Annotated in this window: 27 protein-coding genes and 2 pseudogenes; 1 reads left to right on the top strand and 28 read right to left on the bottom strand. The window is 64.1% G+C overall.

The features are described from left to right. Positions 1–71: 71 nt before the first annotated feature. The 28 genes and pseudogenes from AC3WUM_RS01320 to AC3WUM_RS01185 form a co-directional block, all read right to left on the bottom strand. A pseudogene (locus AC3WUM_RS01320) lies at positions 72–1,454 on the bottom strand (helicase-related protein); the annotation flags it as partial. Between the two features lie 79 nt (positions 1,455–1,533). Then, positions 1,534–3,231: a group II intron reverse transcriptase/maturase gene (gene ltrA / locus AC3WUM_RS01315; protein ID WP_023980180.1), complete on the bottom strand. Its 1,698-nt coding sequence runs from the start codon at positions 3,229–3,231 to the stop codon at positions 1,534–1,536. Between the two features lie 620 nt (positions 3,232–3,851). Continuing rightward, positions 3,852–4,757: pseudogene (locus AC3WUM_RS01310) on the bottom strand (DEAD/DEAH box helicase); the annotation flags it as partial. Positions 4,758–4,882: 125 nt separating this feature from the next. Further along, positions 4,883–5,992 carry a DUF6094 domain-containing protein gene (locus AC3WUM_RS01305; protein ID WP_492408283.1) on the bottom strand — a complete coding sequence of 370 codons (1,110 nt, stop codon included), beginning with the start codon at positions 5,990–5,992 and terminating at the stop codon, positions 4,883–4,885. A gap of 67 nt (positions 5,993–6,059) precedes the next feature. Further along, positions 6,060–6,707, bottom strand: a complete 648-nt coding sequence (locus AC3WUM_RS01300; protein WP_492408282.1) for a hypothetical protein — start codon at positions 6,705–6,707, stop codon at positions 6,060–6,062. Between the two features lie 77 nt (positions 6,708–6,784). Beyond that, positions 6,785–7,045, bottom strand: a complete 261-nt coding sequence (locus AC3WUM_RS01295; protein WP_014159668.1) for a hypothetical protein — start codon at positions 7,043–7,045, stop codon at positions 6,785–6,787. A gap of 16 nt (positions 7,046–7,061) precedes the next feature. Then, the gene (locus AC3WUM_RS01290) at positions 7,062–7,385 is read right to left on the bottom strand and encodes a hypothetical protein (RefSeq protein ID WP_014159669.1); all 324 of its coding nucleotides are present in this window, start codon (positions 7,383–7,385) and stop codon (positions 7,062–7,064) included. A 98-nt stretch (positions 7,386–7,483) separates the two neighbouring features. Next, positions 7,484–8,131 (bottom strand): DUF3275 family protein, encoded by a 648-nt coding sequence (locus tag AC3WUM_RS01285; RefSeq protein WP_492408281.1) that lies wholly within the window; start codon positions 8,129–8,131, stop codon positions 7,484–7,486. A 393-nt stretch (positions 8,132–8,524) separates the two neighbouring features. Next, complete coding sequence (locus AC3WUM_RS01280) at positions 8,525–9,349, bottom strand: DUF932 domain-containing protein (protein ID WP_492408279.1); 825 nt, start codon at positions 9,347–9,349, stop codon at positions 8,525–8,527. Positions 9,350–9,541: 192 nt separating this feature from the next. Further along, positions 9,542–10,456, bottom strand: coding sequence for a DUF3577 domain-containing protein (locus AC3WUM_RS01275; protein ID WP_492408277.1), 915 nt, complete (start codon positions 10,454–10,456; stop codon positions 9,542–9,544). 366 nt (positions 10,457–10,822) lie between these two features. Further along, complete coding sequence (locus AC3WUM_RS01270; RefSeq protein WP_492408276.1) at positions 10,823–11,188, bottom strand: DUF3085 domain-containing protein; 366 nt, start codon at positions 11,186–11,188, stop codon at positions 10,823–10,825. A 65-nt stretch (positions 11,189–11,253) separates the two neighbouring features. Beyond that, the gene (locus tag AC3WUM_RS01265; protein ID WP_014159674.1) at positions 11,254–12,051 is read right to left on the bottom strand and encodes a hypothetical protein; all 798 of its coding nucleotides are present in this window, start codon (positions 12,049–12,051) and stop codon (positions 11,254–11,256) included. A 277-nt stretch (positions 12,052–12,328) separates the two neighbouring features. Further along, entirely contained in the window at positions 12,329–13,048 is a 720-nt protein-coding gene (locus tag AC3WUM_RS01260; protein WP_043290366.1) for a DUF5983 family protein, read from the bottom strand. Between the two features lie 83 nt (positions 13,049–13,131). Further along, on the bottom strand, positions 13,132–13,830 hold the full coding sequence (locus tag AC3WUM_RS01255) for a hypothetical protein (protein ID WP_377006091.1): 699 nt from the start codon (positions 13,828–13,830) through the stop codon (positions 13,132–13,134). A 108-nt stretch (positions 13,831–13,938) separates the two neighbouring features. Further along, complete coding sequence (locus AC3WUM_RS01250; protein ID WP_492408274.1) at positions 13,939–14,403, bottom strand: hypothetical protein; 465 nt, start codon at positions 14,401–14,403, stop codon at positions 13,939–13,941. Positions 14,404–14,502: 99 nt separating this feature from the next. Beyond that, a complete protein-coding gene (locus AC3WUM_RS01245) occupies positions 14,503–14,895 on the bottom strand; it encodes a hypothetical protein (RefSeq protein WP_014159678.1) in 393 nt (130 codons plus the stop codon). Positions 14,896–14,920: 25 nt separating this feature from the next. Beyond that, positions 14,921–15,172, bottom strand: a complete 252-nt coding sequence (locus tag AC3WUM_RS01240) for a hypothetical protein (protein ID WP_377006086.1) — start codon at positions 15,170–15,172, stop codon at positions 14,921–14,923. Positions 15,173–16,045: 873 nt separating this feature from the next. Beyond that, complete coding sequence (locus AC3WUM_RS01235) at positions 16,046–18,061, bottom strand: DNA topoisomerase III (protein ID WP_377006084.1); 2,016 nt, start codon at positions 18,059–18,061, stop codon at positions 16,046–16,048. A gap of 295 nt (positions 18,062–18,356) precedes the next feature. Further along, positions 18,357–18,755 (bottom strand): single-stranded DNA-binding protein, encoded by a 399-nt coding sequence (locus tag AC3WUM_RS01230; RefSeq protein ID WP_014159681.1) that lies wholly within the window; start codon positions 18,753–18,755, stop codon positions 18,357–18,359. 72 nt (positions 18,756–18,827) lie between these two features. Then, positions 18,828–19,376 carry a DUF3158 family protein gene (locus tag AC3WUM_RS01225; RefSeq protein WP_377006082.1) on the bottom strand — a complete coding sequence of 183 codons (549 nt, stop codon included), beginning with the start codon at positions 19,374–19,376 and terminating at the stop codon, positions 18,828–18,830. After that, complete coding sequence (locus AC3WUM_RS01220) at positions 19,373–20,164, bottom strand: PFL_4669 family integrating conjugative element protein (RefSeq protein ID WP_377006080.1); 792 nt, start codon at positions 20,162–20,164, stop codon at positions 19,373–19,375. Before AC3WUM_RS01220 ends, AC3WUM_RS01225 begins: the two co-directional genes overlap by 4 nt. 181 nt (positions 20,165–20,345) lie before the next feature. Next, the gene (locus AC3WUM_RS01215; protein ID WP_043290368.1) at positions 20,346–21,527 is read right to left on the bottom strand and encodes an STY4528 family pathogenicity island replication protein; all 1,182 of its coding nucleotides are present in this window, start codon (positions 21,525–21,527) and stop codon (positions 20,346–20,348) included. A 4-nt stretch (positions 21,528–21,531) separates the two neighbouring features. Continuing rightward, positions 21,532–22,092, bottom strand: coding sequence for a DUF2857 domain-containing protein (locus AC3WUM_RS01210; protein ID WP_014159685.1), 561 nt, complete (start codon positions 22,090–22,092; stop codon positions 21,532–21,534). Between the two features lie 17 nt (positions 22,093–22,109). Further along, positions 22,110–23,816 carry a ParB family protein gene (locus AC3WUM_RS01205; protein WP_014159686.1) on the bottom strand — a complete coding sequence of 569 codons (1,707 nt, stop codon included), beginning with the start codon at positions 23,814–23,816 and terminating at the stop codon, positions 22,110–22,112. Further along, the gene (locus AC3WUM_RS01200; RefSeq protein ID WP_377006076.1) at positions 23,809–24,051 is read right to left on the bottom strand and encodes a type II toxin-antitoxin system HicA family toxin; all 243 of its coding nucleotides are present in this window, start codon (positions 24,049–24,051) and stop codon (positions 23,809–23,811) included. The genes AC3WUM_RS01205 and AC3WUM_RS01200 overlap by 8 nt, the downstream gene beginning before the upstream one ends. Next, a complete protein-coding gene (locus AC3WUM_RS01195) occupies positions 24,035–24,898 on the bottom strand; it encodes a ParA family protein (RefSeq protein WP_014159688.1) in 864 nt (287 codons plus the stop codon). The genes AC3WUM_RS01200 and AC3WUM_RS01195 overlap by 17 nt, the downstream gene beginning before the upstream one ends. A 35-nt stretch (positions 24,899–24,933) precedes the next feature. Beyond that, complete coding sequence (locus AC3WUM_RS01190; RefSeq protein ID WP_014159689.1) at positions 24,934–25,152, bottom strand: AlpA family transcriptional regulator; 219 nt, start codon at positions 25,150–25,152, stop codon at positions 24,934–24,936. A gap of 120 nt (positions 25,153–25,272) precedes the next feature. Next, positions 25,273–26,001, bottom strand: a complete 729-nt coding sequence (locus tag AC3WUM_RS01185; protein ID WP_492408271.1) for a hypothetical protein — start codon at positions 25,999–26,001, stop codon at positions 25,273–25,275. A 781-nt stretch (positions 26,002–26,782) separates the two neighbouring features. Here AC3WUM_RS01185 and thiS point away from each other — a divergent pair. After that, a complete protein-coding gene (gene thiS, locus AC3WUM_RS01180) occupies positions 26,783–26,983 on the top strand; it encodes a sulfur carrier protein ThiS (RefSeq protein ID WP_492408270.1) in 201 nt (66 codons plus the stop codon). Positions 26,984–26,999: the final 16 nt, after the last annotated feature.

Here is a 26,999-nt window from a genome sequence, read left to right as displayed (position 1 = left end):
AGGATGAGTGATGAGATAGGGATGCGTCAGAAAGAAGGCGGCCCCCTGAAGGGGCCGCCGGCATGGAGGAGCTAGGCGGCGACCAGTTGCCTGGCCAGCGCCACTTCGACGGAATCCCCGTCTTGGTTCAGGACATCGAGTCCCGACTCGGGCACGTCTCCCGACGTGCTCTGCGACACCATGATCTTGCGGGCCATCAATCCCAGGCAGGTCATCTGCGAGGAATTGGCGTAGCCGAGATAGATCACGCGCACGGGCTGCTTCTGCCCGATGCGCCACGAGCGCCGTGCCGCCTGCTGCAACGAGTAGACGTTGTAGCCGCTCTGCATGAACACGATCGTCGGGAACTCCAACAGATCGAGGCCCGTCTTGACCAGCTCCGGGTTCGTGATCAGGACATCGATCCCGCGATCCAACTGCTCGGCGATCCAGTCTTCCCGGCGGGACGCATCTACGCTCGCGCGCAGCACGGCCACCTTGAAACCTTCTTGCTCCAGCAGCACCTTCAGGCGCGAGGTCGTATCGCGCGTGCCGGTGTAGACCGAGTAGACCAGGGTCTTGCGACCTTCCGCCTTCTCCTGCTTGCAGACGTCGATCAGCTCGCGCTCTTTCGGCGTGATCTCGAACTCGTTGAACTGAGCCGGGACGAACGCCAAGGTGTTGCGCGTGCGCGGATGCACCACCGTTTCCGATCGGAAGCAGCAGTCCGGCCACGCCAGCAGGACATTGAGGACCACACCCAGCAAGGTGGTGTCCCTCCTAGCCAGGGCCTGCTTCAGCTCCTGGGTCAGACGGCTGGACAGACCACGGTAGGCGGTGGCTTGATCCGCCTCCATTGCGACTTCGCGGAACTCCTCGTCGTAGGGTGGCAGCACGTTGCCGCCGATGTCCTTCAACTTGAGGAAGACCGTGAACGGCAGGATGCAACGCAGGACGCCCTTGGGGCCGAAGCCCGGCGCCTTGACGGTGCGCACCGACACCTTCGAGCCCTTGGCCGTCTTGTGTGCGGTGCTCTTGCTCTCGGAGTAGATGTCCTTCAGGACCCCGTGGTCCCTCATGAACGCCATCGCGGCCGACGTCATGCTTCCGCTCTTGGTCGGCCGGTAGCCATCTTCGATCATGCGTCCGGGCAGCGCCCGGAACAGCAGGTGGAACAGGTCGTCGCCGTAGCCGCCCATGAGCGTGCCGGTCAGCAGCACGCATTTGCGCGCCTTCGCTGCGAGCACGCCCATCGCCTGGCCCTGGGCGCTTCCGCCGTTCTTGTACTCGTGCGCCTCGTCGGCGATCAGAAGATCGAACGTACCCTGCGGCAGGTATCGCTTGATGTACTCGCTGGGCTGATAGCCGCCCTCGCCGAAGCCGAACTCCATGTTCGCCATCGCGCGTTCCATCCGGTGCGCCTGGCGGTCCGAGAAGACCAGCTCGCCGTTGCCATCCATGAGGTTGATGAAGTCGGGTAGGGACAAGCCATTGCTGGCCCATCCCCCCCTAAGAACCGCACGTACCAGTTTCCCGGTATGCGGCTCAAGCCTTTCAAAGTCCCCTTGCGGGAACCGGTTTCACTACCTCAATACCGCGGACATGGATCAGGTTGTGACAGTTCTGATGTACCAAGACCAGATTGGAGGGGTTGTCAGAACCCCCATCGACCCTTCGCGTGATGTGATGGACATGCCATCCCGTCTCACTCGTGATCTTTGTTTGACAGATAGGGCAGAACCCTTCCTGATCCAACCATAGTCTCAACAGACGTTGACGGCCCTTCAGTTGACCTACCATCTTGAAGCCCAGACGAGCCTCAAAATAGGTTTCCCATTCGGGATCGAAAGGATTGGCATCGCCTTTGATCATGCTGTGGCGAGCAATCTTTACCTTGCTGGCTAATGCCAGTGTCGGTACTACGCCTGATGTCGGCACATTCGTCCTGTCGGCAAACACCCAGCTACGGAACTTCAATTGGTGAAAGTATCTCTCCTTCACCCACCTTACGCCCCGCTTCGGATGCCTGCGCTTGGCCCAATGCCAGAGATAACGCCATATCTGGTTGTCCACCTTCTGGAACACCTCGCTCGAACATGCGTGCCTGTGGTACATCGCCCAACCCTTGATGACAGGATTGAGTGTCCGTATCAGATCCGCCTGCTTTGATGCCCGATGAGCGGTGACTGCCTCTTTCACCTTGGCCAAAAGCGTGACAACGCTCTTGGTTGAGGGTTTGATGATCAGCTTTCCGCTGTACTTGCGAATGTTTTGGCCGAGGAAGTCAAAGCCTTCACTGATATTGACGATCCGCGTCTTTTCCGGCGAGAGCGAGAGACCCCGCTTAGCCAGAAACTCGATGACTACCGGCATTACTTCGTCACGCAAGAACTCTTGCGTGGCTCCGGTAATCACAAAGTCGTCCGCGTATCGAACCAGATTGAGCTTCGCTCGACGCCCCTGCACTGTTGAGCGCGGAAACGCCTTCTCCAACTCGCGTTGAAGACCATCCAATGCCATGTTCGCAAGCACCGGGGAGATGATGCCGCCTTGCGGCGTTCCAGCTTCTGTCGGAAAGAAGCTGCCATTTTCGATGAAGCCAGACTTCAACCACTTGGATAGAACCTTGCGATCCATGGGGATGGATGCAAGGAGCCAAGAGTGGTCGATGTTGTCAAAGCAACCGGAAATATCGGCGTCCAGAACCCATTCCGCGCAATCCTTTCGGGCGAGTACCTTGAAGCAGTACTCGACGGCATCTGCCGTAGCGCGTCCAGGCCTAAAGCCATAGGAGTTGCGGTCGCCGGTCGTCTCGCTAATCGGTTCCAATGCCAGCAGGTATAACGCCTGCATGGCACGGTCCCTCATAGTCGGGATTCCCAACGGGCGCATCTTCCCGTTCGCCTTGGGGATCATCAACCTCCTGAGCGGCTGCGGCTTGTAGCCGTGCCGGCCAAGTGTTTCGACGGCCCTACCTTTGGCCTCCGGGGTTGACCAAGTCACCTTGTCCACCCCCGGCGTTGCCTTTCCACGATTTTCGGTCACCCGCTTCACGGCCATAGCTTTGCCGCTAAACGAGTGGGTCAGCAGCCATTGCAAGGCTTTCACCTTGCCCCAGCGACCTTCCCGTGTTGCCTTTACGATACGCGCTTGGAGCCTTCGCACTTCACGATGACATTGAGCCCAGTCGATGCTGTGCCATGTGACCGATTCATGTGAGGGCGCACCCGCGCAAATTTCTTGCGTAGTCATCTGCAATTCCCTCTTAGAAAATAAGGTTGATCAAGCAATCTCGTAGAGAAAGACCATGTGGAAGTCTGCTCGCTTTCGCGCGGGATGATGTCGCCTTACGGCTCAATCCCTATCCGACCCGTTACAGGCCGGCGTTCGCTTTTTCCACGTTCCTTTACCCGCATCCCTAACAGCGTTCCTTACGGTTCGCCTGCCCCGAGAGGCAGAGATACGGGCTTACCCTGTTTCGAGTAATTGACAAGAGTGGGTTAGACCCCCGCCTTTCCACCGGCAACTTGAATGTCCGTGCTGCTCCACACGAAAAGAAGCAGTCCAGTTGCGTGCCTTTTGGCTCAAGCCTGTCAGCATCTTTGGCTTGTTCAACATAACGGTGTTTAGATAGCGGTTCACATTTGTTGGTCATACCACCCAGCCTAGCCCCGCACCCGCATTGATGCTCGCAGGCGTGGTCGGTTCTCGCGTTCCGACTTTCCCTTTCGGGCAGGTACATTGTCCCGGCAGCTTCACACAAGACTGTTGCCAGTCCTGCATGTGCCGGTAGGCTACTGATGACGGAACATCAGGTCTCCTGACTACCTTGCGGTAGTTGAGACAATCAATTACGCGACTTCAGGTCGCACCTCGTGGATGTTGTCGCCGAGCATCGAGGCCAGGAAGCCGTCGCCGAAGCGCTTCATCAGCTTCTGTGCGGTGACTTGCCCGATCGTCGGAATGCGCGTCAGCGCCTTTTGAACCGCGGAGGACTGGTCGCTGGCGGATAGGCCCTTGGGACGGATCAGGCTCCACAGCGCGGAGCCGCACTGACCGCACTTGCGGCGCTGCTCCTCGGCTTCGAGGTCGAGTGGGTTGATCGGCTCGCCGTCGAGGTCGGTGATGACCTGGCCGCAGTCGGGGCACGCGCCCACGTCGCCGTGGGGCGTCCGATGCCGGGTGAAGGCGGGCTTCCAGTGGAATCCCATCCGCATCCGGACGCGGCCGAGAACGAAGAACTCCTGGCCCTGCGTCGGCACATTCAGCTGCTCGCGCAGCTTCATGAGTTTGACGAGCGTATCCGGGCCATTGAGCACCCAGACGCGCGCACCGGCGACGGTCTCCTGAATTTCCCGCCGCCACTTGTAGACCAGGTGGGGAGGACTCAGGACCAGCGTGCGCCGATAGCCTTCGGCGTTGAGCACCGCCGCCGTGGCGATGCCCACCGTCGTCTTGCCGCAGCCCATTTCGCCATTGACGATCGCGGCACGCTCGCCGCGATCGATCAACAGCTCGCTGACGGCATGCACGACATCGGCCTGGGCCGGGAACAACTGGCGCTTCAGACTTGCCAGGATCAACTGGCGGTGCGCCTGGGGCCGCCCGGTGTAGACGGGCGGATTGGCGCGATTGAGGGAATCCAGCAGGTCGTCGCCGCATTCGGCGACGAAATCCTGCAAGCTCATCGTGAGCGGGGACGATTCCGCGTCGAGCAGCTCGCCCTGCAAGGACGTGCCTTCCGCGGAGGACGGAACGGTGTCGAGATCGAGAGACATGGTGGTGCTCCAAGTGAATGGGGCACGCACCTCCCCCGCGGGGCGATGACATGCCCCTGGGTGGGATGAATGGCGACGGCTTGCGCCGTCAGGTTTCGATGAAGGCGGCGTTGCGCCGCCCGAGATCAGCGGATCGTCAGAACCTCGCCCCGCGTGGGCGAGTCAGGTGTCATGTCCCAGGCACGAATGACCGGGACGAACTTGTCGGTCAGGATGCGTGTTTCGGCGACGGAGCCGTCGTCACGCTCGGTGTACTCGGTCTGGAGCGTCTTCTCTTTGTGCGTATCGCCCTTGACTGCGAGCACGCGCCCGGTCTTGGACTTCACCACGCCGGAGATCGCGCCCGCGGCCAGCGCCAGGGCGAGATGCCACTGAGACAAGGCCCTGGCCGGCGGTCGCAGCGACTGCTGCGCCGGCCCGAGATGGACATCCAGCGAAGGCCAGAGTCCTTGCAGCCGGCCAACTTCGTCGGCGAACTGCTCGGGCTCCATGGTCACGCGATAGAAGTGCTCCGGCTCGGCGTGGATGCCGGGAACGACATACGGCAGGAACGGCCATTCGGCCGGCAGTTCCTCGGCCTCGGCATCGCCTTGCCCGATCTGCAGGAGCAGACCACGCGTGGCTTTGACCGAATCCGTTGCCTGGTCGCGCTGACGCGCGCGCCGACCGAAGATCACCACCTGCTTGAACTGCGTCTCCACCGCACGGTAGATGCGCAGGCCGGCGAAGTGGCGCGTCAGCCACCCGACCAGCTCGGCGTCGAGGACGTAGCTCGGCACGATGAACACCAGCACGCCGCCGTATTGCAGCAGCGGCAGCGAGCGCTGGTAGAACAGCTTCTCCAGTCGTGCACGGCCTTGGCCCTGGTAGCCGATGTTGCCGTTCGCGTCGTTGGACAGGTCACCGTAAGGCGGGTTAAGCCAGAGCAGGCCGAACGACTGCCTGGAGATCAGCGTGTCCATGAGATCACCATGGATGCAGTGATCGACCATCGTGCGTGCGTGGCGGGCACGCTCGGCGTCGTACTCGACGGCGAACGCGCTGACCTGCTCGCGCCCGAGGGCATGAGCGGCTTCGGCGATGGCCACGCCTTCGCCGGCGCACGGATCGAGAATGCACATCGGCCCGTCGGTGGGCGCCAGTGCGGCGAGTGCTCTTTCGAGCGTGTGTTCGTCGGTAGGGAAGTACCCGTTCTTTGCGAAATTGCGGGCGAGCCGCGGGAACATAAGTGCCATCGGATTCTCCTGGGTAGCGAAGATGAAGGTGAGCGGACGTGCTGGCGCACGTCCGTTCGTGAAGTCCTTACGCTGCTGTTGCGAGCAGTCGTTCGGATGCAGTGCGGGACACGGATGCGTCCGGACCGAGCACGCCGTTGCGGATCAGCGTCCCCAGCGCCTTGGTCAGCGCGGGCACGTCGATGGCGAGTCGATGACCTTCCAGCGGCCCGAGGGCAGCGGGAAGACGGCTCAGCATCGATTGCGTCTGCAACAGCTCCAGCACGGTGTCGCGCCAGTGATCAAGCAAGGGCAGCGGGCAGGTGTCTCGCACCAGCGCCCACAGCCGGTCGGCCCGGTGATCCGAGCCTCGTGGCAGCAGCGCCAGCGCGCTGGCGTTGGCCTTATCGGGCTTCACGCAGCGGCGGTCGAACAGCCACAGGTGGACGAGAGAGCCGAACAGCGTGCGGCGGTATGCACGATTGCTGCACTTGTCCAGCTGCTCGACGTTGCCGACGAAGACCGGGATCGAGCCGCCTTGCTCGGTGAGGATGTGGAACTGGTCCAGTCCTTGCTCGTCGCGCCCGAGGGTCAGGCGAGCAATGAACTCCTGGGTGGCGGTATCGCGTCCCCAGACGGACAGGAAGATCAGGTTGCCTTGCTCGTCGCCGACGAAGCCGTCGGTCATGAGGTCCGGGCATTCGTCGATGCGGTACAGCGTATTGAAGTTGGGCATGGTGATGTCCTCGAAGAAGATGGAGGACAGCACCCGCCCGAGGGCGGATGCCGCCCCTTGGGGTGGAAGGAAGATGCTCAGTCCGGCTCGAACTGCCGGGTGTGCGGGTTGAAATGAAGCGACTCGTCTACCGCGGTGATCGGCGTGAAGCCGGTCAGGTAGATGTTGTTGAGGTACTGGTCGCGGTAGGTCAGTGCTTGCCGCGCCTGTTCCTCGGTGAGGCCGTTGCTGATGAAGTGCTCCAGCATTTCCTCGTCGGATGACACTTCATCGTTGGACAACTGCCCTTCGACAAACGCCAACAACGCGGACGGCAGCGCTGCCAGGATCGGGTCCATGTTGGTTCCTCCTGGCTCAGTACGAACCGCAACCGGCCGGGCAGCAGCCCAGTGTGATGCCGTGCGTGCAGCAGCCGTCTTCAGCGAGCCAGTCCTGGGTTTCCTGCCTTTCGGCAGGTGTTGCGTAGTCCCATTCCTGTGCAATCTGCAGAGCCTGTGCACGCTGGTCTTCGGGCAATCGACCGACTTGCGCGTCGATCTCGGAACTGAAAAGCGTCACGTAGTGCTCGTAAGAAAGGCCGCAACCGCGCTGCGCATGTTCGGCAGCCGTCTTGCAGAGAGCCCGCCACGCGGGTTCATCCAACGCGGAACGGGGGGTATCGAAAGCGACGGTGGACATGATGAAGACCTCCAGAAAGAAAGAATCCGGAGTCCTCCCCCGCGTGGGGAAGGAACCCCGGCGGGTGGTAGGTAAGAAGCCGCGGCTGCGTCTGGCGATCAGGCCGCCTCCAGCACCGGCGTGCGTTGCCACTGCTGAGACGTGGCATCGAAGCTGTAGCCGAGCTTGTTGAGGCGGGCACACTGCAGGCGCAACGTGCGGCGATCGATGGTCGAGTCCAGCTTGAAGGTCTCGGCCAGCGGCCACAGCAGGCCGAACAGCGCAGCATCCTCGGCATCAGGTCCGTCCGCCGCCGTGACGGTGGCGGGCGCGTCCATACCGAAGGGCCGCGTGTCGATCAGAGGATCGTTCGAGCTTGGCGCCGACGCGGCCGTGGGTGTTGCCACCGCGGTCGCCGGCTGGTCCTCGTCGATCGGATCGACTTCCTGGACGTTGAAGTTGCGAGCTTCCTCCCTGCCCAGCTTGTCGATGCCGGAGAGGGTCATGCCGTTGAGGCTGGCGCGGATCTCGACCCTGACGCCGCCCAGGGACACGAAGGACTTGGCGAAGATGCGTCCGATGGCGAACTCGCCGTCGTACTTGCCTTCCTTGTACTGCTCGAACTCCGGGTCTTTGACGACGAACTCGCCCAGGGGGCAAGCGAGCAGTCCGACGTTGAATGGCCCATGACGGCCACGGATGGTGCGCAGCTTGAGTTGGCCGGGGACGATGATGGATTCCAGATGAGCTTGGTTTGCAGCGGTCATGTGACGACTCCTTTGATGGCAGAAAGCAAGGGACCCGACCGGCCGGATGGACGGGGGCGACCTCGTGGGGAAACGGAAACGTGGTGCCGGCCCGCGAGGGACGCAGGACGGTTAGCGAGAGGGACTAGACGGACGCGAAACGCGCTCGGAAAGATCGAGACCAGTGCGGTTAGATGCACCGCAGCCTTGAAGGTCGAGGCTGCCTGGGCACGTTGCCGGCGAGGCCGGCGGACATGGGGGGTAGGTTGCGACCTGTTCTGGCACCAGGGGGAGCAGCAATGCGATTCCGGCCGACCCCCTGTTTTCCGGCACAGCGGCCCGTCTTGCAGGCCCGGCGATGCGTCGCGCAAGCAAAAGCGGACCAAGCCCGCGAGGGTCTGGTCCGCTGGACGCTTACGCTTTCAGTTTCTGCATGCCTTCGGCCAGCAGCCAAAGGGCGCGGTTCAGGCGCACGTTCTGGTCGATGCCTTGCACCGGCCGTGTGTGTTGCCGGCGCCCGTTGGCAGTGCGACCGTCCAGGCCCCCCTTGACCAGGTTCTCCTGCACGCGGTTGAACGTGGACCACAGGTCGGAACCACGGTCTTCGTACCGCCGTGGACGCAGCAGCTGGCTCTCCGTGATCGGCGCCGGCTTGGAACCGTCGTACTTCAGTTCCAGCGCCGAGCGCGCGAACACTTCCGCCTCGCCGCTGTCCAGCGAGATGGCGCGCATCGCCTCGCGGGACTGATCGACGCGCTCGAAGCCGCTTAGGACTTCGTAGGCGCCTTCGATGACGTGGGACGCGACGTCTCCCTTGTGGGGGACGCGCACGTCGGCAGTCATGTCGCCGAACACCAGACCGTTGTGGCAGGCAAAGACGAGGACGCCGGCCAGCATCTGGTAGCTGCTGGTGCCATCGTGCGAGTTGAGCAAGATGATTTCGTTGGCCTCGCTGCCGTTGATCTGACTGGCGTGCCGCAGCCGCAGCATGTGCTTGGTGTACTCGCGGCGATCCTCCTGCCGCACGCGGGTCTGGCACACGAAGAACGGCTCGAAGCCTTCGTCGCGCAGCTTCGTCAGCACGGTGGCCGTGGGGATGTAGCTATAGCGCTCCGACCGGCTCTCGTGCGCGGCCTCGGCGAAGATGGACGGGGCGACGGTGCGGATCTGATCGTCCGACAGCGGGCGATCCGAACGCAGCACGGGAGATCCCGATCCGAAGCGAGATGCGAGTTGCATAGAAGTCTCCTTGAGAAAAAGCGCAAGCCGCCGCGCAGGCCCGAGGCCGGCGAGGATGGTTTGCAGGGATGAAGAACAGCCCGGACGGGCTGCGGGATGAGGGATGAACCGAGGCAACCGCATGCCGCCGACCGAAGTGCCGGCGGCATGGATGCTTGGAGGAACGAACAGAGCCCGGATGGGCCTTGCGGATCAGAACGACGCCGCGAGGGCGGGCTCCTCCTCGGGCACTTCGACTTCCGCTTCCCGCGGGGCGGGCTGTGCGGACACCTCGGTGCCTTCTACGTCCTCGGCCTGGCCGCTTGCTTCGGGCGCGGGAGCGTCCTGGGTCGCGTCAGTCTCGGACCGCGGTGGATACACCTGTTGGCCATCGATCTTGATCAGGCCGATGTGGACCAGCTTCGATTCCAGGCTGGCCGCGGCTTCGCCGGCCTGCTCGCCCTTGGTGCGGATGTACGGATCGGCCTTCATGTCGTTGAGACGAAAAGCGATCAGTACCTTCTTCTCCGCCTCGACGGCCGACATGCAGCGCCGCACGAGATGCTGGGCATCGCGGTTGGCGACTATGGTGTCGATGTACCGGTAGTCCGGGTCATCGACGAGGCCAGCCAGCGCCGCGACAGTGCACGCCAGGAACGGATCGTTGTCCGCCGGCTTCACCATCTTGGGACGGTTGAGATAACCGATGCCGCGGGTGATCAGCTCGTGCTGTTCGATCGTCGCCAGTTCGGCACGATCCAGCAGCTCGGCCTTGAGCAGCCGCGCCTTGAGGCTGGCCGCCGGGTCGCCCTTGCGATCGCCCTTGGGACGGATGAACGGATCGACCCAGAGGTCGCCGAGACGGAAGCGCACGAGCGGACGACGCTTGGGATCGTCGATGCCGATGTAGCGCTGGACCAGCTTCTTGGCCTCTGCGCCGGACACCTTCACATCGAAGTAGCGGAAGGCTGGGTCCTTGGCGGAACCCACGAACGCGGCGATGGTGCAGGCCAGGAACGGCTGCGCCTTGCGGCCGCCGGTGGTCTTCACTTCGCGGGCGCGCTGGATGTAGCCGATGCCCGAGGTGTGAAGGTCGAAGTAGGACTTTGCGTTGGATGCTGTGGTCATGGTGAATCTCCAGACTTGGGATCAAGAATGCGGAGACACACCTGTCCCACGGCGGGGAGGTGCGTAACCCCGCGGTGGGTTGAGGAACATCGAGTGCATCACCACCAGCAGGCCGGTGGTCGTTCGCGCGAGGATGCGATGCGAACTGGTTCGGTCACACGGGCAAGCCGTGCGCAACCTGGAAGACCGAAAGTTGCTGGTTGACGCTGACAACATCAGCGGAACGTATCTGGCAGCGTACGCGCGGGGGCTGCCGATACGAGCAGGAATCGGCACCGGCTGGCGACCGCATTCGGCAGCGGGAAGCGAGCCGCCAAGTCTGCGCAAAGAAAAGCCCCCGGTGACGGGGGCTAGTGGGACGGGCGCTCAGTGATTGGCGGGTGCGGGGTCCACGGTCTGTAGTGACAGGTGCGTTTGGGTCGCCGAGAGTTCGAGGTCGTCCTCGCTGCTCTGGATCCGAGCGAACAGGCGATCCTGCGGATCGAAGTACTCGGCGAAGTCATCTCCGCCCAACTCGACGCGTGCCTGCTCCCACCAGGCGTTGAAGGGATCGACGTCTGGATTGCAGCCGACAGCGTAAGCGACCAGCTTCTGCCGCCCGTCGGGACGCCGCTCTCCGCGCTCGGCTAGGAAGTAGACGCCCTGATCCTTCACCAGGACAACGTGGCACCGGTTGGCCGCGGCTTCAGCGAGCACGGGCCGCAGATTCACGTTCTTGAATCGAAGAGACATGGTGATCTCCTGAAGATGGGAAAAGAGGGAGGCTTCCCGCCGTGGGGCGGGAAGCGAGGCTGTGATCAGTGCCGGACGGCTTTGCGTCCTGACACGCATTGCACGCGGATGAACCGCCAGGAGCCGTCGTCGATCAGCCGCTCCAGTGTTTCGCCAAGATCGTCGAAGTACACCTCGTCGATCCGATCCACGAGCTCGTCGCCGCGGTGAAGCTCCATCACGTAGACGTCGGCGCCGCGGTCGTACAGCACGGTGACCTGTCCCGCGAACTTTCCAGTAGCGACGGTGAAGCCGATCGCCGGGGGCGTCTCGATGATCTTGTCCGGCGTCGGATCGACCCAGGTGAAGTCCTTCGCGCCCGCATCGACCAGCATGTGAGTGATACGCCGAAAGCCGTCGGGAGCCGGCAACCTCTCCAACTGCTCGATCAGGTCACGCAGTTCGGGGCAGTTCGGCTCCGGGATCGGCAGCTTGGCCGGCGCGCTGCCCAGGATGTAGGTCTGCACCGTGTAAGGCACGCCTTCGGCCGTTCGTTCGGTCCGCTCTTCGGGCGTGTCCGCCCGCAGACCGTCGAAGCGACGCCTGGCATACGGTTCGACATGCACCTTGGCTCCCTCGTCGGGGTCGTCGGTCACGAGCGTCCGGTCGAGCACCGCGAACTCGGCGCGTCCGGTCTTGACGACGACGGCCTCGGCGGTCTTGGCGATGACCTTGCCGTCGAATGGCTTGGGATCGAAAGGGAACCCCAGGGCCGAAACCTTGGGCTGGCCATCGAAGATGTTGAACTTGAAGCTGCGGACGTTGGATGGCACGTGGCCCTGAACCAGCGTCGGCATCTGAGCACGAATGGCTTGGGTATCCATGGGAGACTCCTTGTGGAAAGCCAAGGGACTCCCGCCCGCAAGGGAGGAAAGCCCCTTGTGGGTGATGGACGCGACATGCGCCCGGGGATGAGGAACGACCGACGCGGCGAACCGCGTTGCAGTCTTGAAGGTCTCGACTGCCTGGGATGCTGCCGGCAGCGCCAGCAAACATGCAGGGAGCCTGACGGAATGCGTGGTCGGGATCGGCGGGAAATCGGAACTCCGCCGGCACCGGGTTCTGGAAAAGAAAGAGCCCCCGCGTGGGGGGCTCAGGGGTCTACTCTTCTTCGTACAGCTTCAGGCCTTCCAGTATCGGGGCATCGGCGTCGAACACCAGCACGCGAACGTCTGCCAATGCGGCAAGATGAAGCACCTCGACGAGACATTCCGGCATGCCTTTCTTCCGATGTTCCTGGCGCAGTCGTTCGGCGGAAATGCCTTCGACGTGCTGCAGGTTCTCGTCCGACCAAGGTGTGGCAATCAGCTTTACGCCGATCGCCGGGCTGTACGGAATGCGGAAGGCGACGAACAGGAAGCGGCTCGGCGTCGCGAGATCGGCCAGCTCGGCAAGATAGCGACCCGCCTCCTCGGTGATGTGCGCCGAACTGATTTCCCAGCACCGGCTGTAGAAGCCGGTCTCGAACTTCAGGCGTCGCACCACCTCGCGGGCGGTTGCCTCTGAGTAGGTATCGCCTATGTGCACGGGCTGACCGTCGAAGTCGTCCGCCCCGATGGCATAGGCGACGGTGCGTACGATGCCTTCAGTCTGGCACTGGTTCTCCAGCTCTTCGGGCACCTCCTGCCCTTCGGTGATCAGCGCGAAGTCCTTGCCGATGAGGCAAGGAAACAACGCGACTTGGCCGTCGGGAAGATGCGCCTGGCTGGCGTGTAGCGGCCGCCAAACCGGCGGGCAGTCGTCCTCATACGTGATGAGGAGCGTTCGGACAACGCGCGGGTTCTGATAACCGCGGGAAAATGGGTTGTCGATTTTGGACATGGGATTTGCTCCAGCAAAAGTATGGCTGGGTCAATCCCCTGCTGGGGACTGAATCCCCAGCGGGTGAATGAAGTCGCGGCCGATCAGACGGGCGCGGGTGATGACGCGGTGCCGAGCAGTTGCTCGATGACACGCCTACGCAGGCGATCGCGAATCGATTCCTCGCTGACGCCCGCAAGTAGCGACAGCGTTTCCTTGGCGATCCTGGCGGCGGCCTGGTCGAGGTCGTCGGCGAGAATCGCCTGGCGCAGGTCCAGTCCCAGGTCCAGGGCTTGTCTGGATCCGCTGAATACGCTCAGCTCCCGGCTCAGGAAACAGCCCTCGCCGCCGAACTCGAATAGCCGAGGCTTGCTGCAGTGCCAGCAGCCCTCGAACTGGATGGCGGCCAGGTTGTAGCCGTCGTTGAAGCACGAAGCGATCAGCATCAGCGCTTCCAGGTCCGCCGAATCCTCGAACTGATGGTGTTCCACCAGGTTCTGCAGCTCCGGGTTCTGGTCTGTGCCGAAGTGCTTGGCCAGCACTTCGATGATCGTTCCCATCGGATCATTTTCCGAGTCGTCGTCGTCCGGTACAGGCAGGTCGAGCTGGCTGGCCAGATCGGTCAGGGCCTCCAGCACATCGCTCCACTGCGGGTCGCTGGATTCGGAGAGACGAGCGATGTAAGCCTGCCCGTCGCCGGGGTAGGACTCGTCCAGATCGAAACCGCCGAACAGCGCGGTGATGACGGGTGTGACGCGTTCAAGCATCAGGACGCCGGTGGCGTCGTAGTAGTTGTTGGCCATGGTGGCTCCTTTGGGATGAAAGCGCGGAGCCACGCCCCTGCGGACGATGGCATCCGCAGGGAAAAGCCCGAGGCCGCAAGGCTCCGAGCGGTGAAAGGCCAGCGAGGATCAGTCGCCGAAGTCCGTGGGATCGCCCAGGGTCTTCAACAGGTCGATCAAGCCGCCGTTGGCAAGCTGGTACAGCGCGTTGTAGTCGTCGCCGGTCGGCGCCTGTTCCAGGCGGTCGAGCCGGCCGTCCAGGTCGAGGATGCTCTGGCGTACTTCTCGGGCGAGCACCAGCGCCGATGAGGGTTTCTCGTCATCGTCGGTCTCGCCCAACGCCGCAAGCAAGGCTCTGGGTGACAGCGCATCCCGGAGGGATTCGTACACGCTTGGTGTCTCGATGCGGCAGACCGCTTCGGCCGGGTCGTCGCCAATGGAGAAGCGGGTGATCTCGTCGTCGTCGGCACCTTCGGTGTCGTAGTCGACGATCGCGATCCGCGGAAGCGGGATCGCACCGGACCAATCCTGGACGATGATGGCTTGGACGAGGCCGCCTTCAAGGACGACGGCGATAGAGGGAATTCGGGACATGATCGCTCCTGGGAAAAGAAGGAGGGACATGGCCCCGAACGGGGACGCATGTCCCTCGTGGGGTTGGAAAAGGAAAGGTGCTGGATTGCCGGAGGCGGCTCACCAGCCGGTGTAGTGCAGCGTCAGGTCCGCGATGACCTTGCGCCGCTCCAGATCGAGGCCGCCGAGATCGGACAGACCCTCGAAGCCGCAGCGCTTGAGCATCGCACCGCCTTCGCGGGAGTTGTAGAAGCTCACCATGGCGGAGAGGAACATCCGCTGGCCGCTGCTGAGGACGCCCAGGGCGTCATTGAGCATCAGCATGTTGGGACGCAGATCCCACTTGCTGTTGGCCCGCTGCAGGCCTTCGCGCGTGCCATCGCCGAACCATTCGGCACCGGCGATTTCCGCGCCGCGCTTCCAGGCCTCGAAGAAGGCCTTTGGCGCCTCGGCGAAGTGCCGTTCCTCCAGCGCGATCTGATCAAGTACTTCGATGGGAAGAGACAGGTTCATGAGAGTGCTCCGGGGTGGTTGGATTTCAGGGTTCGAGACGCTGTTGCCATCGCCCGGTCGTCAGGGCGTGGTTGGCCGCTTGATGGGAACGGAAGTACTCGACGGACTCTCGGGAAACGGGGCCGTCGTCGTCGGCGGTGCCGATGTAGTGGCCTGCGGCGCTGTGACGTATCTGCAGCAGCAGGCGCTTGCCCGTGTAGGCCAAGGCGAGATAGCCGATGGATTCGGCACGGGCTTGTGCAGCGCTCAATGACGCTGGTGTGGAGGCAAGGGGCATGGCTTCTCCTGGCTGAGGGAGCGGGAGGCCATGTCCTGACGGGCATGGAACTTCCGTGGAGGTGGACAAGAAGGCATCGGCGTCGGGATGGACGCTCGTCCGCAATACGATGCGAAGCGGACTGGTTCGGTCATGCGGGGGAACCGCATCGCAGCCTGGAAGACCGAGGCTGCTGGCATGGTGCTGACAGGAGTCAGCGACGCATGGGCACAGGATTGGGCGTGCGCGCGTGCGCGTCATTCAGCAATCGGGACTGGCTGCCTCCCGATTGCCGGTTCGCAAGAATTCGGTTCGCGCGCCCGCCAGTGGTCGGTCGGGATGGGGTGCACTCGGTGTCGGCCGCTCGACGACAGGGGGCGTGCCAGGTTCGTCGGTCCCGCGTTTCTGGAAGGCAGGAGAAAGGCGCCGAAGGCTTGCGCCTTCGGCGACGGAGGAAGAAACCACCCGTGGGCTGTCGCAGGGACTTGGCCGTCGGTGGAGCCTGTCGCTGCATCAGCAGTCGCACCCGACCCATGTCGTGGCTGGGGTCGAAATTCTTCGGCACACATCCGTGCACAAAGGGAGCCCGTTGTTTCACCGGCGGGCACCGGCACTGATTACCGTCGACCCGAGGGGTCTCCCGACGACTCGCATCACGCTGGAAGCGGCAAGCCTTCGGGGGACCCCTCGCGGTGGACGCAACGACGCCGATCATGGGAACCGCGCAGATGCGATTCGAGGAGCAAGGGCCTTCTCGTCCCGCGGGCCGTGGGGCATGGCGGGACGCGCACACCGTTGCAGAAGGTGACGCGCGCTGGGGAGTCCCGCGGGGTGCGCGGGCGTTGGGCCATGCCGCCGGTGGAACGGCTGGCGCGGCGCGGGGTTCGTGGAGCGTCAGGACGCCTTGGGTGCGGTGCGCCGCTTGCGCGGCGCGCTGCGCTTGCCGCCGGTCGCGGATTCGATGGCCATCGTGCCCTTGCAGTCCGGATAGCGGCTACAGGACCAGAAGGCACCGCTCTTGCCCGTGCGCTGGCGCATCGGCGAGCCGCATTGCGGACAGGCTGGCGCGGGTGGCAGTTGGATGGAGAGCGTTGCGGTGCGGTATTGCTGCACGAGCTGGGCGACCCAGGCGGATTGCTTGGCGATGAAGGCGTCCAGCGTCATCTGCCGCGCTTCGATCATGTCCAGCGCCTGTTCCCACACGGCGGTCGTGCCCGGATCTGCGATCGCTGGCGGCACCGCGTCGATCAGGGTGAAGGCCGCATCGGAAGCCCGGATCGCGCGGCCCTTCTTCAGCAGATAGCCGCGGCCCAGCAGTCCGTTGATGATGTTGGCGCGCGTGGCCTCGGTGCCGATGCCGGTGGTGTCCTTGAGCTTCTGCTTGAGCCGCGGGTCGGTGACCAGCCTGGCGACGCCCTTCATGGCCTTGACCAGCTCGCCCTGCGTGTACGGCTTGGGCGGCAGGGTCTTCAATGCCTTCAGATCGACGGCGCCGATGGGGCATGACAAGCCGGCGTGCAGCGCGGGCAGCACCTGGCTGCGCTGTGCGTCCTCGTCCGGTTCGTCCGGTGCCGGCGCCGCCAGCACCTGGCGCCAGCCGGTCACGACAATCTGCTTGCCGACCGCGGTGAGCGACTGGCCGGCGCACGCGAACTGCGCCACGGTGCGGTCGAACTCGTGATGCGGCAGGAACTGTGCGAGGTAGTGGGCGCGGATCAGTCGGTAGACGGCCAGCTCCTTGTCGTTCAGGGCCGATAGGTTCGCCGGTTCGAGCGTTGGAATGATGCCGTGGTGCGCCGTGACCTTGGCGTCGTTCCATGCGCGCGAGCGCTGATGGGGATCGAGCTTGGCGACCAGCGGGCGAAGGCTTGGATCGGTCTTGACCAGGCTGTCGAGTACGGTCGGCACTTCGGCCAGCATGTTCTCGGGCAGATAGCCCGAATCCGAGCGAGGATAGGTCGTGGCCTTGTGCGTCTCGTAGAGGGACTGCGCGATGTCCAGCGTCTCCTGCACGTCCAGCCCAAGCTGCTTGGAACACACTTCCTGAAGCGTTCCCAGGTCGAACGGCAGCGGCGGTCCCTCGCGCATGCGCTCGGTCTCGACGGACACCACTTGCGCGCTGACGGCCGCGCGCATGCGTTCGTCCGCCTGCTGCGCGACGGGCTGCTGCAGGCAGCGCCCGGCGTCGTCGGTGCAACCCGCCGGAGGCGTCCAGTTGGCCACGAAGGACTGGCCGGCATGAGCCAGCAACACCTCGATCGTCCAGAACGGCACGGAGACGAAGCGCGCGATCTCGCGGTCGCGGTCCACGACGAGCTTCAGCGTCGGCGTCTGCACGCGACCGACCGACAGCACGCCGGAATAGCCGGCCTGGCGCCCGAGCACAGTGAATAGCCGGCTCAGGTTCATGCCGATCAGCCAGTCGGCGCGCGAGCGCGCCAGGGCCGAGTAGTACAGCGGCAACGTCTCGCCGGACGGCTTGAGCGCGCCGAGTGCCTTGCGGATCGACGCATCGTTGAGCGCGGACAACCACAGCCGTTGGATCGGGCCGCGGTAGCCGCAGTAGTCGATCAGCTCGCGGGCGATCATCTCGCCCTCGCGATCGGCGTCGGTCGCGATCACCAGATCGGTGGCCTGTGCCAGCAGCTGCTTGACGACCTTGAACTGCGTGGCGGTCTTGGCCTTGACCACGACCTGCCAGTGCTGGGGAATGATGGGCAGCGGTTCCAGCGCCCATCGCTTGTACTGCTCACCGTAGGCTTCCGGGGGAGCGGTCTCGATCAGATGGCCGATGCCCCAGGTCACGCCGAGGCCAGAGCCGGTGTAGCAGCCGTTGCCTCGCTGCGTGGCGCCCAGGACGCGGGCGATGTCCTTGCCCTGGGAAGGCTTCTCGCACAGAACCACGCGCATGAAGCCTCCTGATGTGCGTGAGGGTCATTGAATGACCGTCAGCATTCCCCGGCAGCCGCGAATGTGGCAGCAAACAACACGGCAGCGGGGGATCCCAGGTTCTGCTGGCGCAAGCGCGCCGTCATCCAGGCTGCGGCCGCAGTGCACGGGCCTGCACGGTCCGGAAGCGTCTGCTTCGGCGCTGGCGCAGCGCTCCATGGACGCCAGTGGAACTATCCCCTGGGGATAGGGCGCGTCCGGGCGCTGCGAGGAAGTGGAGCAGCTCTCCGCGAGCGCGGCGCTGCTCCACCGGGTTTCACGTGGCGTCCGGGTCCGGATCGGTGCTGGCCGGCTTGGCGCTGAGCTTCACGGACTCCACGCGGAACGGCAGGATGCCGACGCGGCGCGCTTCGATCTTGAACGTGGTGCGCTCGTTCTCCTCGGCATCTTCCCACTCGTCCTTGACCGTGCGGCCCTCGACCAGCACCCGCATCCCCTTCTGATACAGGGTCTGCCAATGCTCGGCATCGCGATGCCACAGTTCGACCGGCGCCCAATAGCCGCCGCGGTCCTCGTAGCCGTCCTTGGTCGGGACGGGGTTGTCGAAGTAGACGTTCAGGCGCAGCAGCCTGCGCGGCTCCTCGTTGCCGTGGGGGAACTCCCGGAAATCCGGCGCAGAACCGATGTTGCCTTCGCCGACGAAATGCGTGCTCATGTGTGGACTCCTGTGGTGGTGGGAATGACCTGCGCTACCGTGGTTGGCGCAGTGGCTGGGGGTCGAAGTCGGTCAGGTGTGCGCTGCGCCGTTCGACGCGGGCTGGGATGCAGCGGTCCCGCTGCGGCGCTGGTAGACCGCATGCGCCTGGTCGAGCTTGCTGGCGCAGTCGACGGCTTGCCGGCCCAGGGTATGCAGCAGGCTGATCTGCATGTTCAGCACGACGCGCTGGACCTCCATCGCGAACAGGTCGTCGATCAGGGTGTCCGGCGTGGCGGGGCTCTCCATCAGCTCCTGCCACAGGGCCACGCCCATCGCGGAGCGGTCCTGCCTGCGCCAGCGCAGGAAGACGGTGCCTGCGCCAGTGGTTTGCTGGGCCAGTTGAATGGGCAGCAGGCGGAAGGGATAGGTGCCGGCCTGCGCCAGCACGCGCCGCTGCGCCAGTTCGATCAGCCCGTCCCGCAGCGCGTGGCACTGGCCGGCCCAGTCCTGAAGGGTCCTCTTACCCTTAAAGGGTCTTAAAAGGCCTTTTAGAGAGGCTGCGTGTTCCAGTTGCTGGAAGTCCGCCTGTTCCAGATTGAAGAAGCGCCGGGGAGCGCTCGCGTCGAGGGAGGGCTTCATGCTGGCTCACCCCCATCGGCTTCTGACGGCGTTGCCCCCGGTTCGGCGCGGTCATCCTCGTTCGATTCGTGCTCGTCCACCGCCGCCGAGCGGCGCGATGGCGACGACGACAGTGGGGAGCGACGCGCGATGGGAGGGGCGTAGCGCGAACGGCGCGTGCCTTCGAGAACGTCCTGTGGCAGCTCTCCATACTTCTCGACTGCGGCACGCGCGGCGGCGTTCTTGGCGGCGAAGTCATCGCGCGTGCAGCCGGAATAGCGGTACTGCTGCGCCAGCGAGAACAGGCTGCGCAGCGCATGGGCGCCCTCATTGAGCCAGCGCTCCAGCGTCGAGCGATCGATCAGCGCGGTGTGATGGGCCAGGATCAGCTTCCGCGCCAGGTCGTCGTAGTCCGCCAGCAGGTAGACGGCCATGAAGCCGAGCTGGGCGTTGACGAACAAGGGCAGCTTGACCGGCTGTACGTTGAGGTTCTCACCCAGCGACAGCGCTGGCGGCACGTCCGAGAGCGCTTGGTCGACCTGCTCGCGCAGCGTCTGCAAGCTGGCTTTGGTTTGCGCGAGCTTGTCTTCGATCCGAAGCATCCACCAGTCGCTATACGGATCGTCCTGCTCGGCGCCGCGCTTCATTTTGTTCATGACGGCGATGTAGCCGTTGAGGCCGACGATGCCGGGCCGGCCTTCTGCAGCAGCGCGGCCGTGCCAGATGCGCGAGGCATGATGGGTGTGCAGCGTCAGTGACATCGCACTGCGCAGCGACCCGAGATTGAGTTGCAAGGGTTCGTTGGCCATGGAGACGACTCACAGTTGGTGAACGAGTTGCGAGCATCCCGGCGAGCAGGAAGGCCGTCAGTCAACAAAGCGCACTAGCGCCCCGCCAGTTTCCGGTCGCGGAAGGCAAGCTGTTCCAACTATCCCCAGGGGATAGCTCCAGGGAGAGCCAAGGCGGTCTGATCACGCGGACGAAACGCCGTCACGACTTGCTCAACAACGATCGCAGCTCCGACAGGCGGGCCTGGACGACTTCGGGACTCGCCGGTTTGGCGGCGGGTGCGGGATTGCCGGCGTGCTTGGCGGCGCCGGATTCGGCGTCTGATTGGCCTGCCCACGCCTTGAACTCCCCGCGGATCGCCTTCTGGATGATGCCGAACAGGTAGCCCGCAGGATTGCGCACCGTGCTGCCCCGGCAGCGCGCATTCCATTCGTCGAGCACGGACTGGCGCAGGTCGGCGTCGACCTGCTGCAGGGCCACCAGCGCGCCGGCCTGCTGCTCGTGTTTCAGGTGCCCGAAGCGTTCGGGCAGGCGGAGGTTCTGCAACGCGCGCGGTACTGTACGTACTTCATTTATACGACTACTCAGTACTTCAGTACGGTCCTGCTTCGGATTCCGAAGAGAGGCGGATTCGCCGGGTTTCCCGCCTGCTTCGGAATCGGAAGACGGCTGCGATCGGTTCCGAAGAGGGGGTGCGGCGCCTTCTTCGGATTCCTGGTCCGCTTGATCCTGTGGATAAGTCTCTTGCTCGTCGGCGGGCTGTCGGGCCATGCGCTGTGCCAGCACTTGGAGACGTGTTGGCAGCACGCGGCCGTTGAGCAAGGGATCATCGGTCAGTTCGCGCAGCGCCTGCTGTCCTACGCGCTGAACGGCCTTGCTCGCATGGGTCAGGGCCTGGCTGATCAGCTCCAGGTAGCCCGAGTCGAGCTGCATGGCCTCGAACGGGCTCAACGGTTCGTCGTGCAGCACGTACAGGTTGCCGAGGATGCGACCGCTTCTGGCGTCGCGCCGCCGGCGCACCAGGCTGAACCAGCGCGTGAGCCGCAACACCGTCAAGGCGCGTGCGACGGTTTCGTGGGACGCTTTCGGCACGCAGGGCATCGAGGTCAGCCATGGGCGCAGTTGCTCGTAGGTCGGCCACGCAGTCAGGCCGTCGTCGTTGAGCATCAAGCGACACACCTGCCAGGCGTTGCGCTCCAATGGCGTGAGCCGTCGATCGAAGAACAAGGCTCGCGGCACCGCCTCGTGGCGATTGCCACTGAACAGAAAGCCGTCTTGGGGGCCGCTGTCGCGGGTGCGCGCAGCTTCCAGGCGCTGCAAGGCGCCGTCGAGGATGGTCGATAGCGAAACGGGGCCAGTCGCGTCAGAGCGTGGCGTCGTCATGGGCCTACACCAGCCCTTGATCGATCCAGCTCCGTATCGCGGCCCAGAGCACCGACATGGGCAAGGACAGCGACTCGGCCAGGTCCATCGTCAACGTCAGCATCGCGCTTTCGTCATCCAGTGCGATGCCGCGCTCCGCGATGGCGGGCTTCCAGCGATGCCACAGGGCAGTCTCCTGCTCCTCGTTCAGCACCGGGTGCCGACCCTTGCGCTTCGGTAGCCCCAGGATCTCGCGCCGCAAGGCGACTTCCTGGTGGGTGAGTCCATAGAACTTGCTGACCATCTCGGTACTGGCACCGAGTCTGAGCATGCGATCGACCGTGCTGATCTCGTGCTCAATGTCGTGCATCTGGCTGACCAGCCGCCACAGCATGTCTTGGTTCACCTTGACCGTGCACCAGGGCACGCGCGCGTTGGCCAACAGCGCGACCAACGCCGGCTGCTTGAGCACGTCCAGCTCGCGCTCTCCGAACCCCATCGCCAGGCAGCGGCGCAGTTGGCCGTTGCGCAGGTCGTGCAGGGCCTGGGCGACAACAGCTTGGTTCAAGGGATGGGGTGCCGTCATCATCGCCTCCGATCCGATCAGCCCGAGGATGCGTCGCTGGCGTCTGCTTCCAGGTCCAACAGGCGACGCGCCAGCCGCAACAGGCGAAAGAGCTTGACCAGCCCGGTATCGCTGAGGCGAGGCATGGTGGCGGGCGCGCTTCCCAGCAGCAGCGTGCCGAGCGCCGTTTCCAGGGGGAACGGGTCGCGCCGCGCGCCGGCAGGTGGTTCAGCGCCATGGCCCATGGCCTGCAGCAGGGCCAGCACCGCCCGGCCGAACGGCGGCAGCGCGGCCGTGCGGGGAGCGAGGCATACGAAACCGAGACCGGCGTCCGACGCGCCGATGCAGTCGGCCAGCTGCGCCTCCTCGGCGATCTCGCGGGCAAACTGCGCGATGTGCGTGCGCAATCCTTCGGGCGTGTCCAGTCCCGGCTCGATGTACCAAACGTCGGTGATGGGAAAGAGACCGCCGGCCTGGACTGGAATGGCGCGCAGCACGTTATCGCGGAAGTCCGGCCGGTCTTCGCCGGTGTGCTCGGCGACCAGCTGTTGAATCGCCTGCAGCCGTTCGGTGCTGGTCGCCGGCGAGACGATGTGGTCTTGCAGCCGCTGGTTCTCTTCGTCCTCGGGTGCTGCCTGTGCCGGAGGAAGCATCGGCGGCGCTTCGGGTGGCGGCGCCTGCTTGGCTGCTGGCCTCGGCTGGCTCTCCTTCGAGGCTTCGCCTGTCTGCCGGCTTGGCGGCGCTGCCGCTGTCCCGGGTGGTGGTGCCGACGCGGGTAGTTGAGACGCAGATGCAGGATTCGATGACGACGGTGGCGCCGGTGTTTCCGCCGGCAACGTCGGCGGGCTGTTCACCGCGCGCTGTCGGCCTTCGACGTTGACGATATCCAGTTCCAGCGCGTTGTAATCGATGCCGAGCAGGTCCGACATCTGGCCGATCAATTCGTCCTGAACGCGCTGTGCGGTGAAATCGTCGGGCTGTGCGTCGAACTGCGCCAGGACCTCGTGGAACAGCGTGTCGAAGTCGGTCGGCTGCACCTTGCCGTGTACGCGCGTCTCCCAGGCCCACTCGGCGGCCTTGCGCAGGACCGCCAGCCGCTCGACCTGATGCCGGCCAAGTCCGCCGTAGAGCACATTGGGGATCGCGGGCAGCAGGTAGCGCACAGTGTCCTGCATCCGGCTGATGTGCGACTGCTGGATCGGATAGCCGTCTGCGGCAAGACGGCGGGCGAGTTCGGACTGCGACAGCGGCTTGCCGACTTCCTGTTCGTACAGCTCGCGCGCCTTCTCGATGCCAAGGGCACGTTCGATGAACGTGAGGCCGCCATGCAGTTCGTTCTCGGCCAGGTGGCCGGTCAGCGCGATGATCTCGCCGCGTTCAGGCCAGGGCCTGAACAGGCACGAGATGCGGAAGAAGCGCTCGTCCTTCGTCTCCGACCACAGCTCGCGCAGGATCGCCAGCCGCGTGTTGCCGCCATTGCGGATGATGTAGTGGTCGGCGTCGGGCCGCCGGGTGATCGGTGGCGGCGCGTCCAGGCCGCGCTCACGGATCGACGCCTTGATTTCGTCGTAAAGCGGATTGCGGGTGATGCGTGGATCCAGCTCGTAGGAGCGCAGTTCGTCGAGCGTCACGACCATCGGCGTGTCCGCGATGGGATCGCTCAATGCCCGCGCGACGGGGCTTTGTCGTTGGAAGCCCTCGGCCAGGAGCTTCGAGGCCATGTCGGCTGGCGTCAGGTCAGCCATGGCCGTCTCCTGGCGCGCTTGCCTGCCGATCGGCACGTCGGAGCTGGGCGCGCGCGTTGCGCGCGGCGCGGTGGTCGCTTGCGGTGGAGCCGGTATAGATCGGCGGCAGGCCCGGCTTCGTGAATTTCAGATGGCCGCCGGGCGTCCGCACGACGTCCCAGCCCTCGCGCAGCGCGAAGTCGATCAGGCCGCGAAGCTGCTTGTGCCCACGCGTCAGGTCATGGGCGCTGGACACGGCCTGTCTCCTTCGGCGTTTTCCCGTCGACCTGGCTGAAAGCCTCCCGCCATTGGGGGAGCAGCTCGCAGGCAACCGCCCGGATCGTCTCCAGCGCGGAAGGCGCGCTGCGTCCGGTGGGGCGCCGGTTCTCTACGCGATGGACGGGCAAGCCCTGCGTCGCCGCGCGCGGATAGGCTTCGATCGCCGGAATGGCCGTGTCCAGCACGCGCACGTCGCTGCGTCCCTCGAATATCTGGCGCAATGCCTGCTGGATCACGCGGGCGTTGGCCGATACCGGATGCACGCGGTTGATCAGCAGGTTCAGCGGGGGCGGCTTGATGCCCAGGTGCCGGTAGGGGGCGATGTCCTCGATCAGTTGCAATGTCCCCCGGCGCAGCTCGCGCGCCGCGAGAATCTCGGGTGTCACTGGCGACAGCGCCACGTCCGAGGCCAGCACGGCCATCTCCAGCAGCGCACTGCGCGCGCCCTGCGTGTCGAGCAGCACCAGGTCGTAGCTCGCCTGGAATGCGGGCAGCAGATGCCGCAGGCGCAGGCGCCCATCGGGCGCGTGCAGCAGCAGCGTGTTCAACTGCCCCCTGTCGTCGTTGGAGAGCACCAAGCTGAGGCCGTCGATGCAGGTATGGGAGACGAGCCGCTCCAGGTTCTGTTCGTTGAACGCGAGCAGTTCGTAGATCCCACAGGGCGCCCGATGCATAAGCGGGTAGTAGCTCGATAGCGTGGGTTGCACGTCAAGGTCGAGCAACAGGACGCGCAGGCCAGCGTCCGCGGCGAAACCGCCCAGATTCGCGGTCGTCGTGGTCTTGCCAACGCCGCCCTTGGTGGAAATGATGGAGATGACTAACATCGTCTCGCTCCTCGTCGTATGGGTGAAGGGCGAGTTCAGACGCGCTGTTTTCGGCGCTCGGCGATCCACTGCTCTACTTCGAGTGAATCCCAACCGACGGCACGAATCCCGAGGCGAATGGCTTTCGGGAACTTGCCGGCTCTCATCAGGTTGTAGAGGTGCGCGCGCTTGAATCCAGTCTTGGCTTCAACTTCGTCGCGACGCAGGATGCGATGCTCGACCGCGGGGAGCGGGAGGGGTGTTTCCTCCGACATGGAGTCACTCCTTAGCGCTCAGGAGCGCTTGTTAGGGTGACTCGTAATTGAATAGACCAAGACGAGGATAACCACCGCAAATGCGGTTTCCGCGACCGCAGATACGGGCTTGCATTGCTGTCAGTTGGCCGATCGCAGCTTCCGGCGTGCCTGAGCAAACTTGGCTTGCAGCGTCCGCTCGGCGATGCCCATGAGATTCCCGTGGTGCGCGATCAGGGCGCTGATCACCGCTTCCTGGCTGGTGAAGCGGGAGTAAGGAGTTCCAGACGGCGTGTGCCCGAGCATCACTTCCAGCAATGCGCCGACGATGTTCAAATAGGTCGCCTCGGCTCGATCGCTGAGCGGACAAAGCGCGCAGGAGGCAGTAGGCGCGTCCTGCTTCTTCAGTTGGTCTTGCAGCGCCTGCACTTGGTGCCGGCACAGATCCAGTTGAGACTTCAGAGCCTCGCGCTCCACCAGGAGGGCCTGGCCGGCCTCGACCGTGATGACCGGATGGACAACTCGCTCGGCACGGGAGAAGAGAAATGCTGGTCGTTGGCCCGGATAGGTGTGAGCCATCCAGCGCTTGAGGTCGACATGGCGAATGGTGAGGTCGGGCGAATCCCATAAGGACTCGTCGTGCATCGTGATGCCGTTTTGCCCGTAGGGCAATTCGCCATGAATGATCGCATCGTAGATGCGATCGGTGCACAGGCGTAGCTCGTTGCAACGAGGGCAATCCAGAGTCGCTGGCAACCTCCGTGATCGTACGGTTGCCAGGATCTCGTCCCTAAACCGGAACAGCCCGGCCCATCGGATAGCAGCGTCGATGGGCCGGTAGTACACGGCCGACAATGAAGTACTTTGCATGTCGCTGTCTCCCAGCCGCCGCTACCTCATCGAAGACTCCTCAGTGCCCAGCCATCGGGCGGTGCGTAGAAGATCGCAACTCGACGTGGTTCGATGTCGAGCCACGCTGCCGGACGGATCGCGATCAACCGCGCCGAAGGGGTTGCACTCAACCCCGCTGGCAGTAGGATGTGAATTGCCTACGACCGAGCCATTGCCAGGGCTGGCGGGGGCTGGCCGCTATGGTGGATGCTGGCGCTGAGCCCCAGGAGCGACAGGCGGCCAGTCACACCACTGTCATGTACGCGAGGGTCATGTCGGCGGCGAGCCGTGACAAGACCCGTTACGCATGCGTTGTTCTCTTGCCGGTCTATCAGGTCAGTTACACAGTCCCGTTCGTCTTGAGCGGAGGCTCGGAACTGGGCCAAATTCGGATGAGCAGACTTGCCCAGTCTGCTGATAGACCAAATGGGAATTGTGTTGAGGGCAGACGTGGAACAAGTAACGCTTTACTCTGCAGCCAGTAGCAGAGCTTCTAAGAGGGGCTTCGGCATGAAGCCAGCGACGCTCGGCAGGTGTCGTCGAGCCTGTGTCGAACATAGCTGTCTGTCGCCGTGGCTAGTTCTCGCCGGACGAGTGCGTTGCCCGGTTTTTGGCAGGTGGTTTAAACTAGTCCAGTCGATAGTCCATATCGAGCGCGGGTACTCAAGAGAATCGTTTTAACTCAACCACTTAGGGGTCAAATTCGATTCCCGTCACCCGCTCCACTGCATCCAGCTCGGAACCGCGCCGACGAGACCAGATGAACATCGTGCTCAACGGCCAGTCATTCATGGCGGCAGACGGATGCAGCGTCGCGGCGCTGGCCGATCAGCTGCATCTCGCGGGCAAGCGCTACGCCGTCGAAATCAACGGCGACATCGTGCCGCGCTCCATCCATCACGAAACCCGGCTGCACGAAGGCGATCGCGTCGAGATCGTGCAGGCCATCGGCGGCGGCTGAGCCGCCCCGCATCAGG

The organism is Hydrocarboniphaga sp. FW305-C-57 (assembly GCF_058783045.1).
Note: the sequence above shows the minus strand (reverse complement) of the source record. Positions and strands in the feature narration are given on the sequence as shown.

Coding starts and splice junctions, on each gene's coding strand:
- AC3WUM_RS01260 (WP_043290366.1), bottom strand. CDS start 13,048: ATGTCCAAAATCGACAACCCATTTTCCCGCGGTTATCAGAACCCGCGC.
- AC3WUM_RS01305 (WP_492408283.1), bottom strand. CDS start 5,992: ATGGCACTTATGTTCCCGCGGCTCGCCCGCAATTTCGCAAAGAACGGG.
- AC3WUM_RS01210 (WP_014159685.1), bottom strand. CDS start 22,092: ATGACGGCACCCCATCCCTTGAACCAAGCTGTTGTCGCCCAGGCCCTG.
- AC3WUM_RS01245 (WP_014159678.1), bottom strand. CDS start 14,895: ATGAACCTGTCTCTTCCCATCGAAGTACTTGATCAGATCGCGCTGGAG.
- AC3WUM_RS01300 (WP_492408282.1), bottom strand. CDS start 6,707: ATGCCCAACTTCAATACGCTGTACCGCATCGACGAATGCCCGGACCTC.
- AC3WUM_RS01190 (WP_014159689.1), bottom strand. CDS start 25,152: ATGTCGGAGGAAACACCCCTCCCGCTCCCCGCGGTCGAGCATCGCATC.
- AC3WUM_RS01195 (WP_014159688.1), bottom strand. CDS start 24,898: ATGTTAGTCATCTCCATCATTTCCACCAAGGGCGGCGTTGGCAAGACC.
- AC3WUM_RS01295 (WP_014159668.1), bottom strand. CDS start 7,045: ATGGACCCGATCCTGGCAGCGCTGCCGTCCGCGTTGTTGGCGTTTGTC.
- AC3WUM_RS01185 (WP_492408271.1), bottom strand. CDS start 26,001: ATGCAAAGTACTTCATTGTCGGCCGTGTACTACCGGCCCATCGACGCT.
- AC3WUM_RS01235 (WP_377006084.1), bottom strand. CDS start 18,061: ATGCGCGTGGTTCTGTGCGAGAAGCCTTCCCAGGGCAAGGACATCGCC.
- AC3WUM_RS01290 (WP_014159669.1), bottom strand. CDS start 7,385: ATGTCCACCGTCGCTTTCGATACCCCCCGTTCCGCGTTGGATGAACCC.
- AC3WUM_RS01215 (WP_043290368.1), bottom strand. CDS start 21,527: ATGACGACGCCACGCTCTGACGCGACTGGCCCCGTTTCGCTATCGACC.
- AC3WUM_RS01230 (WP_014159681.1), bottom strand. CDS start 18,755: ATGAGCACGCATTTCGTCGGCGAAGGCAACATCGGTTCTGCGCCGGAT.
- AC3WUM_RS01250 (WP_492408274.1), bottom strand. CDS start 14,403: ATGTCCCGAATTCCCTCTATCGCCGTCGTCCTTGAAGGCGGCCTCGTC.
- AC3WUM_RS01225 (WP_377006082.1), bottom strand. CDS start 19,376: ATGAAGCCCTCCCTCGACGCGAGCGCTCCCCGGCGCTTCTTCAATCTG.
- AC3WUM_RS01255 (WP_377006091.1), bottom strand. CDS start 13,830: ATGGCCAACAACTACTACGACGCCACCGGCGTCCTGATGCTTGAACGC.
- ltrA (WP_023980180.1), bottom strand. CDS start 3,231: ATGACTACGCAAGAAATTTGCGCGGGTGCGCCCTCACATGAATCGGTC.
- AC3WUM_RS01240 (WP_377006086.1), bottom strand. CDS start 15,172: ATGCCCCTTGCCTCCACACCAGCGTCATTGAGCGCTGCACAAGCCCGT.
- thiS (WP_492408270.1), top strand. CDS start 26,783: ATGAACATCGTGCTCAACGGCCAGTCATTCATGGCGGCAGACGGATGC.
- AC3WUM_RS01265 (WP_014159674.1), bottom strand. CDS start 12,051: ATGGATACCCAAGCCATTCGTGCTCAGATGCCGACGCTGGTTCAGGGC.
- AC3WUM_RS01270 (WP_492408276.1), bottom strand. CDS start 11,188: ATGTCTCTTCGATTCAAGAACGTGAATCTGCGGCCCGTGCTCGCTGAA.
- AC3WUM_RS01275 (WP_492408277.1), bottom strand. CDS start 10,456: ATGACCACAGCATCCAACGCAAAGTCCTACTTCGACCTTCACACCTCG.
- AC3WUM_RS01285 (WP_492408281.1), bottom strand. CDS start 8,131: ATGACCGCTGCAAACCAAGCTCATCTGGAATCCATCATCGTCCCCGGC.
- AC3WUM_RS01220 (WP_377006080.1), bottom strand. CDS start 20,164: ATGGCCAACGAACCCTTGCAACTCAATCTCGGGTCGCTGCGCAGTGCG.
- AC3WUM_RS01205 (WP_014159686.1), bottom strand. CDS start 23,816: ATGGCTGACCTGACGCCAGCCGACATGGCCTCGAAGCTCCTGGCCGAG.
- AC3WUM_RS01280 (WP_492408279.1), bottom strand. CDS start 9,349: ATGCAACTCGCATCTCGCTTCGGATCGGGATCTCCCGTGCTGCGTTCG.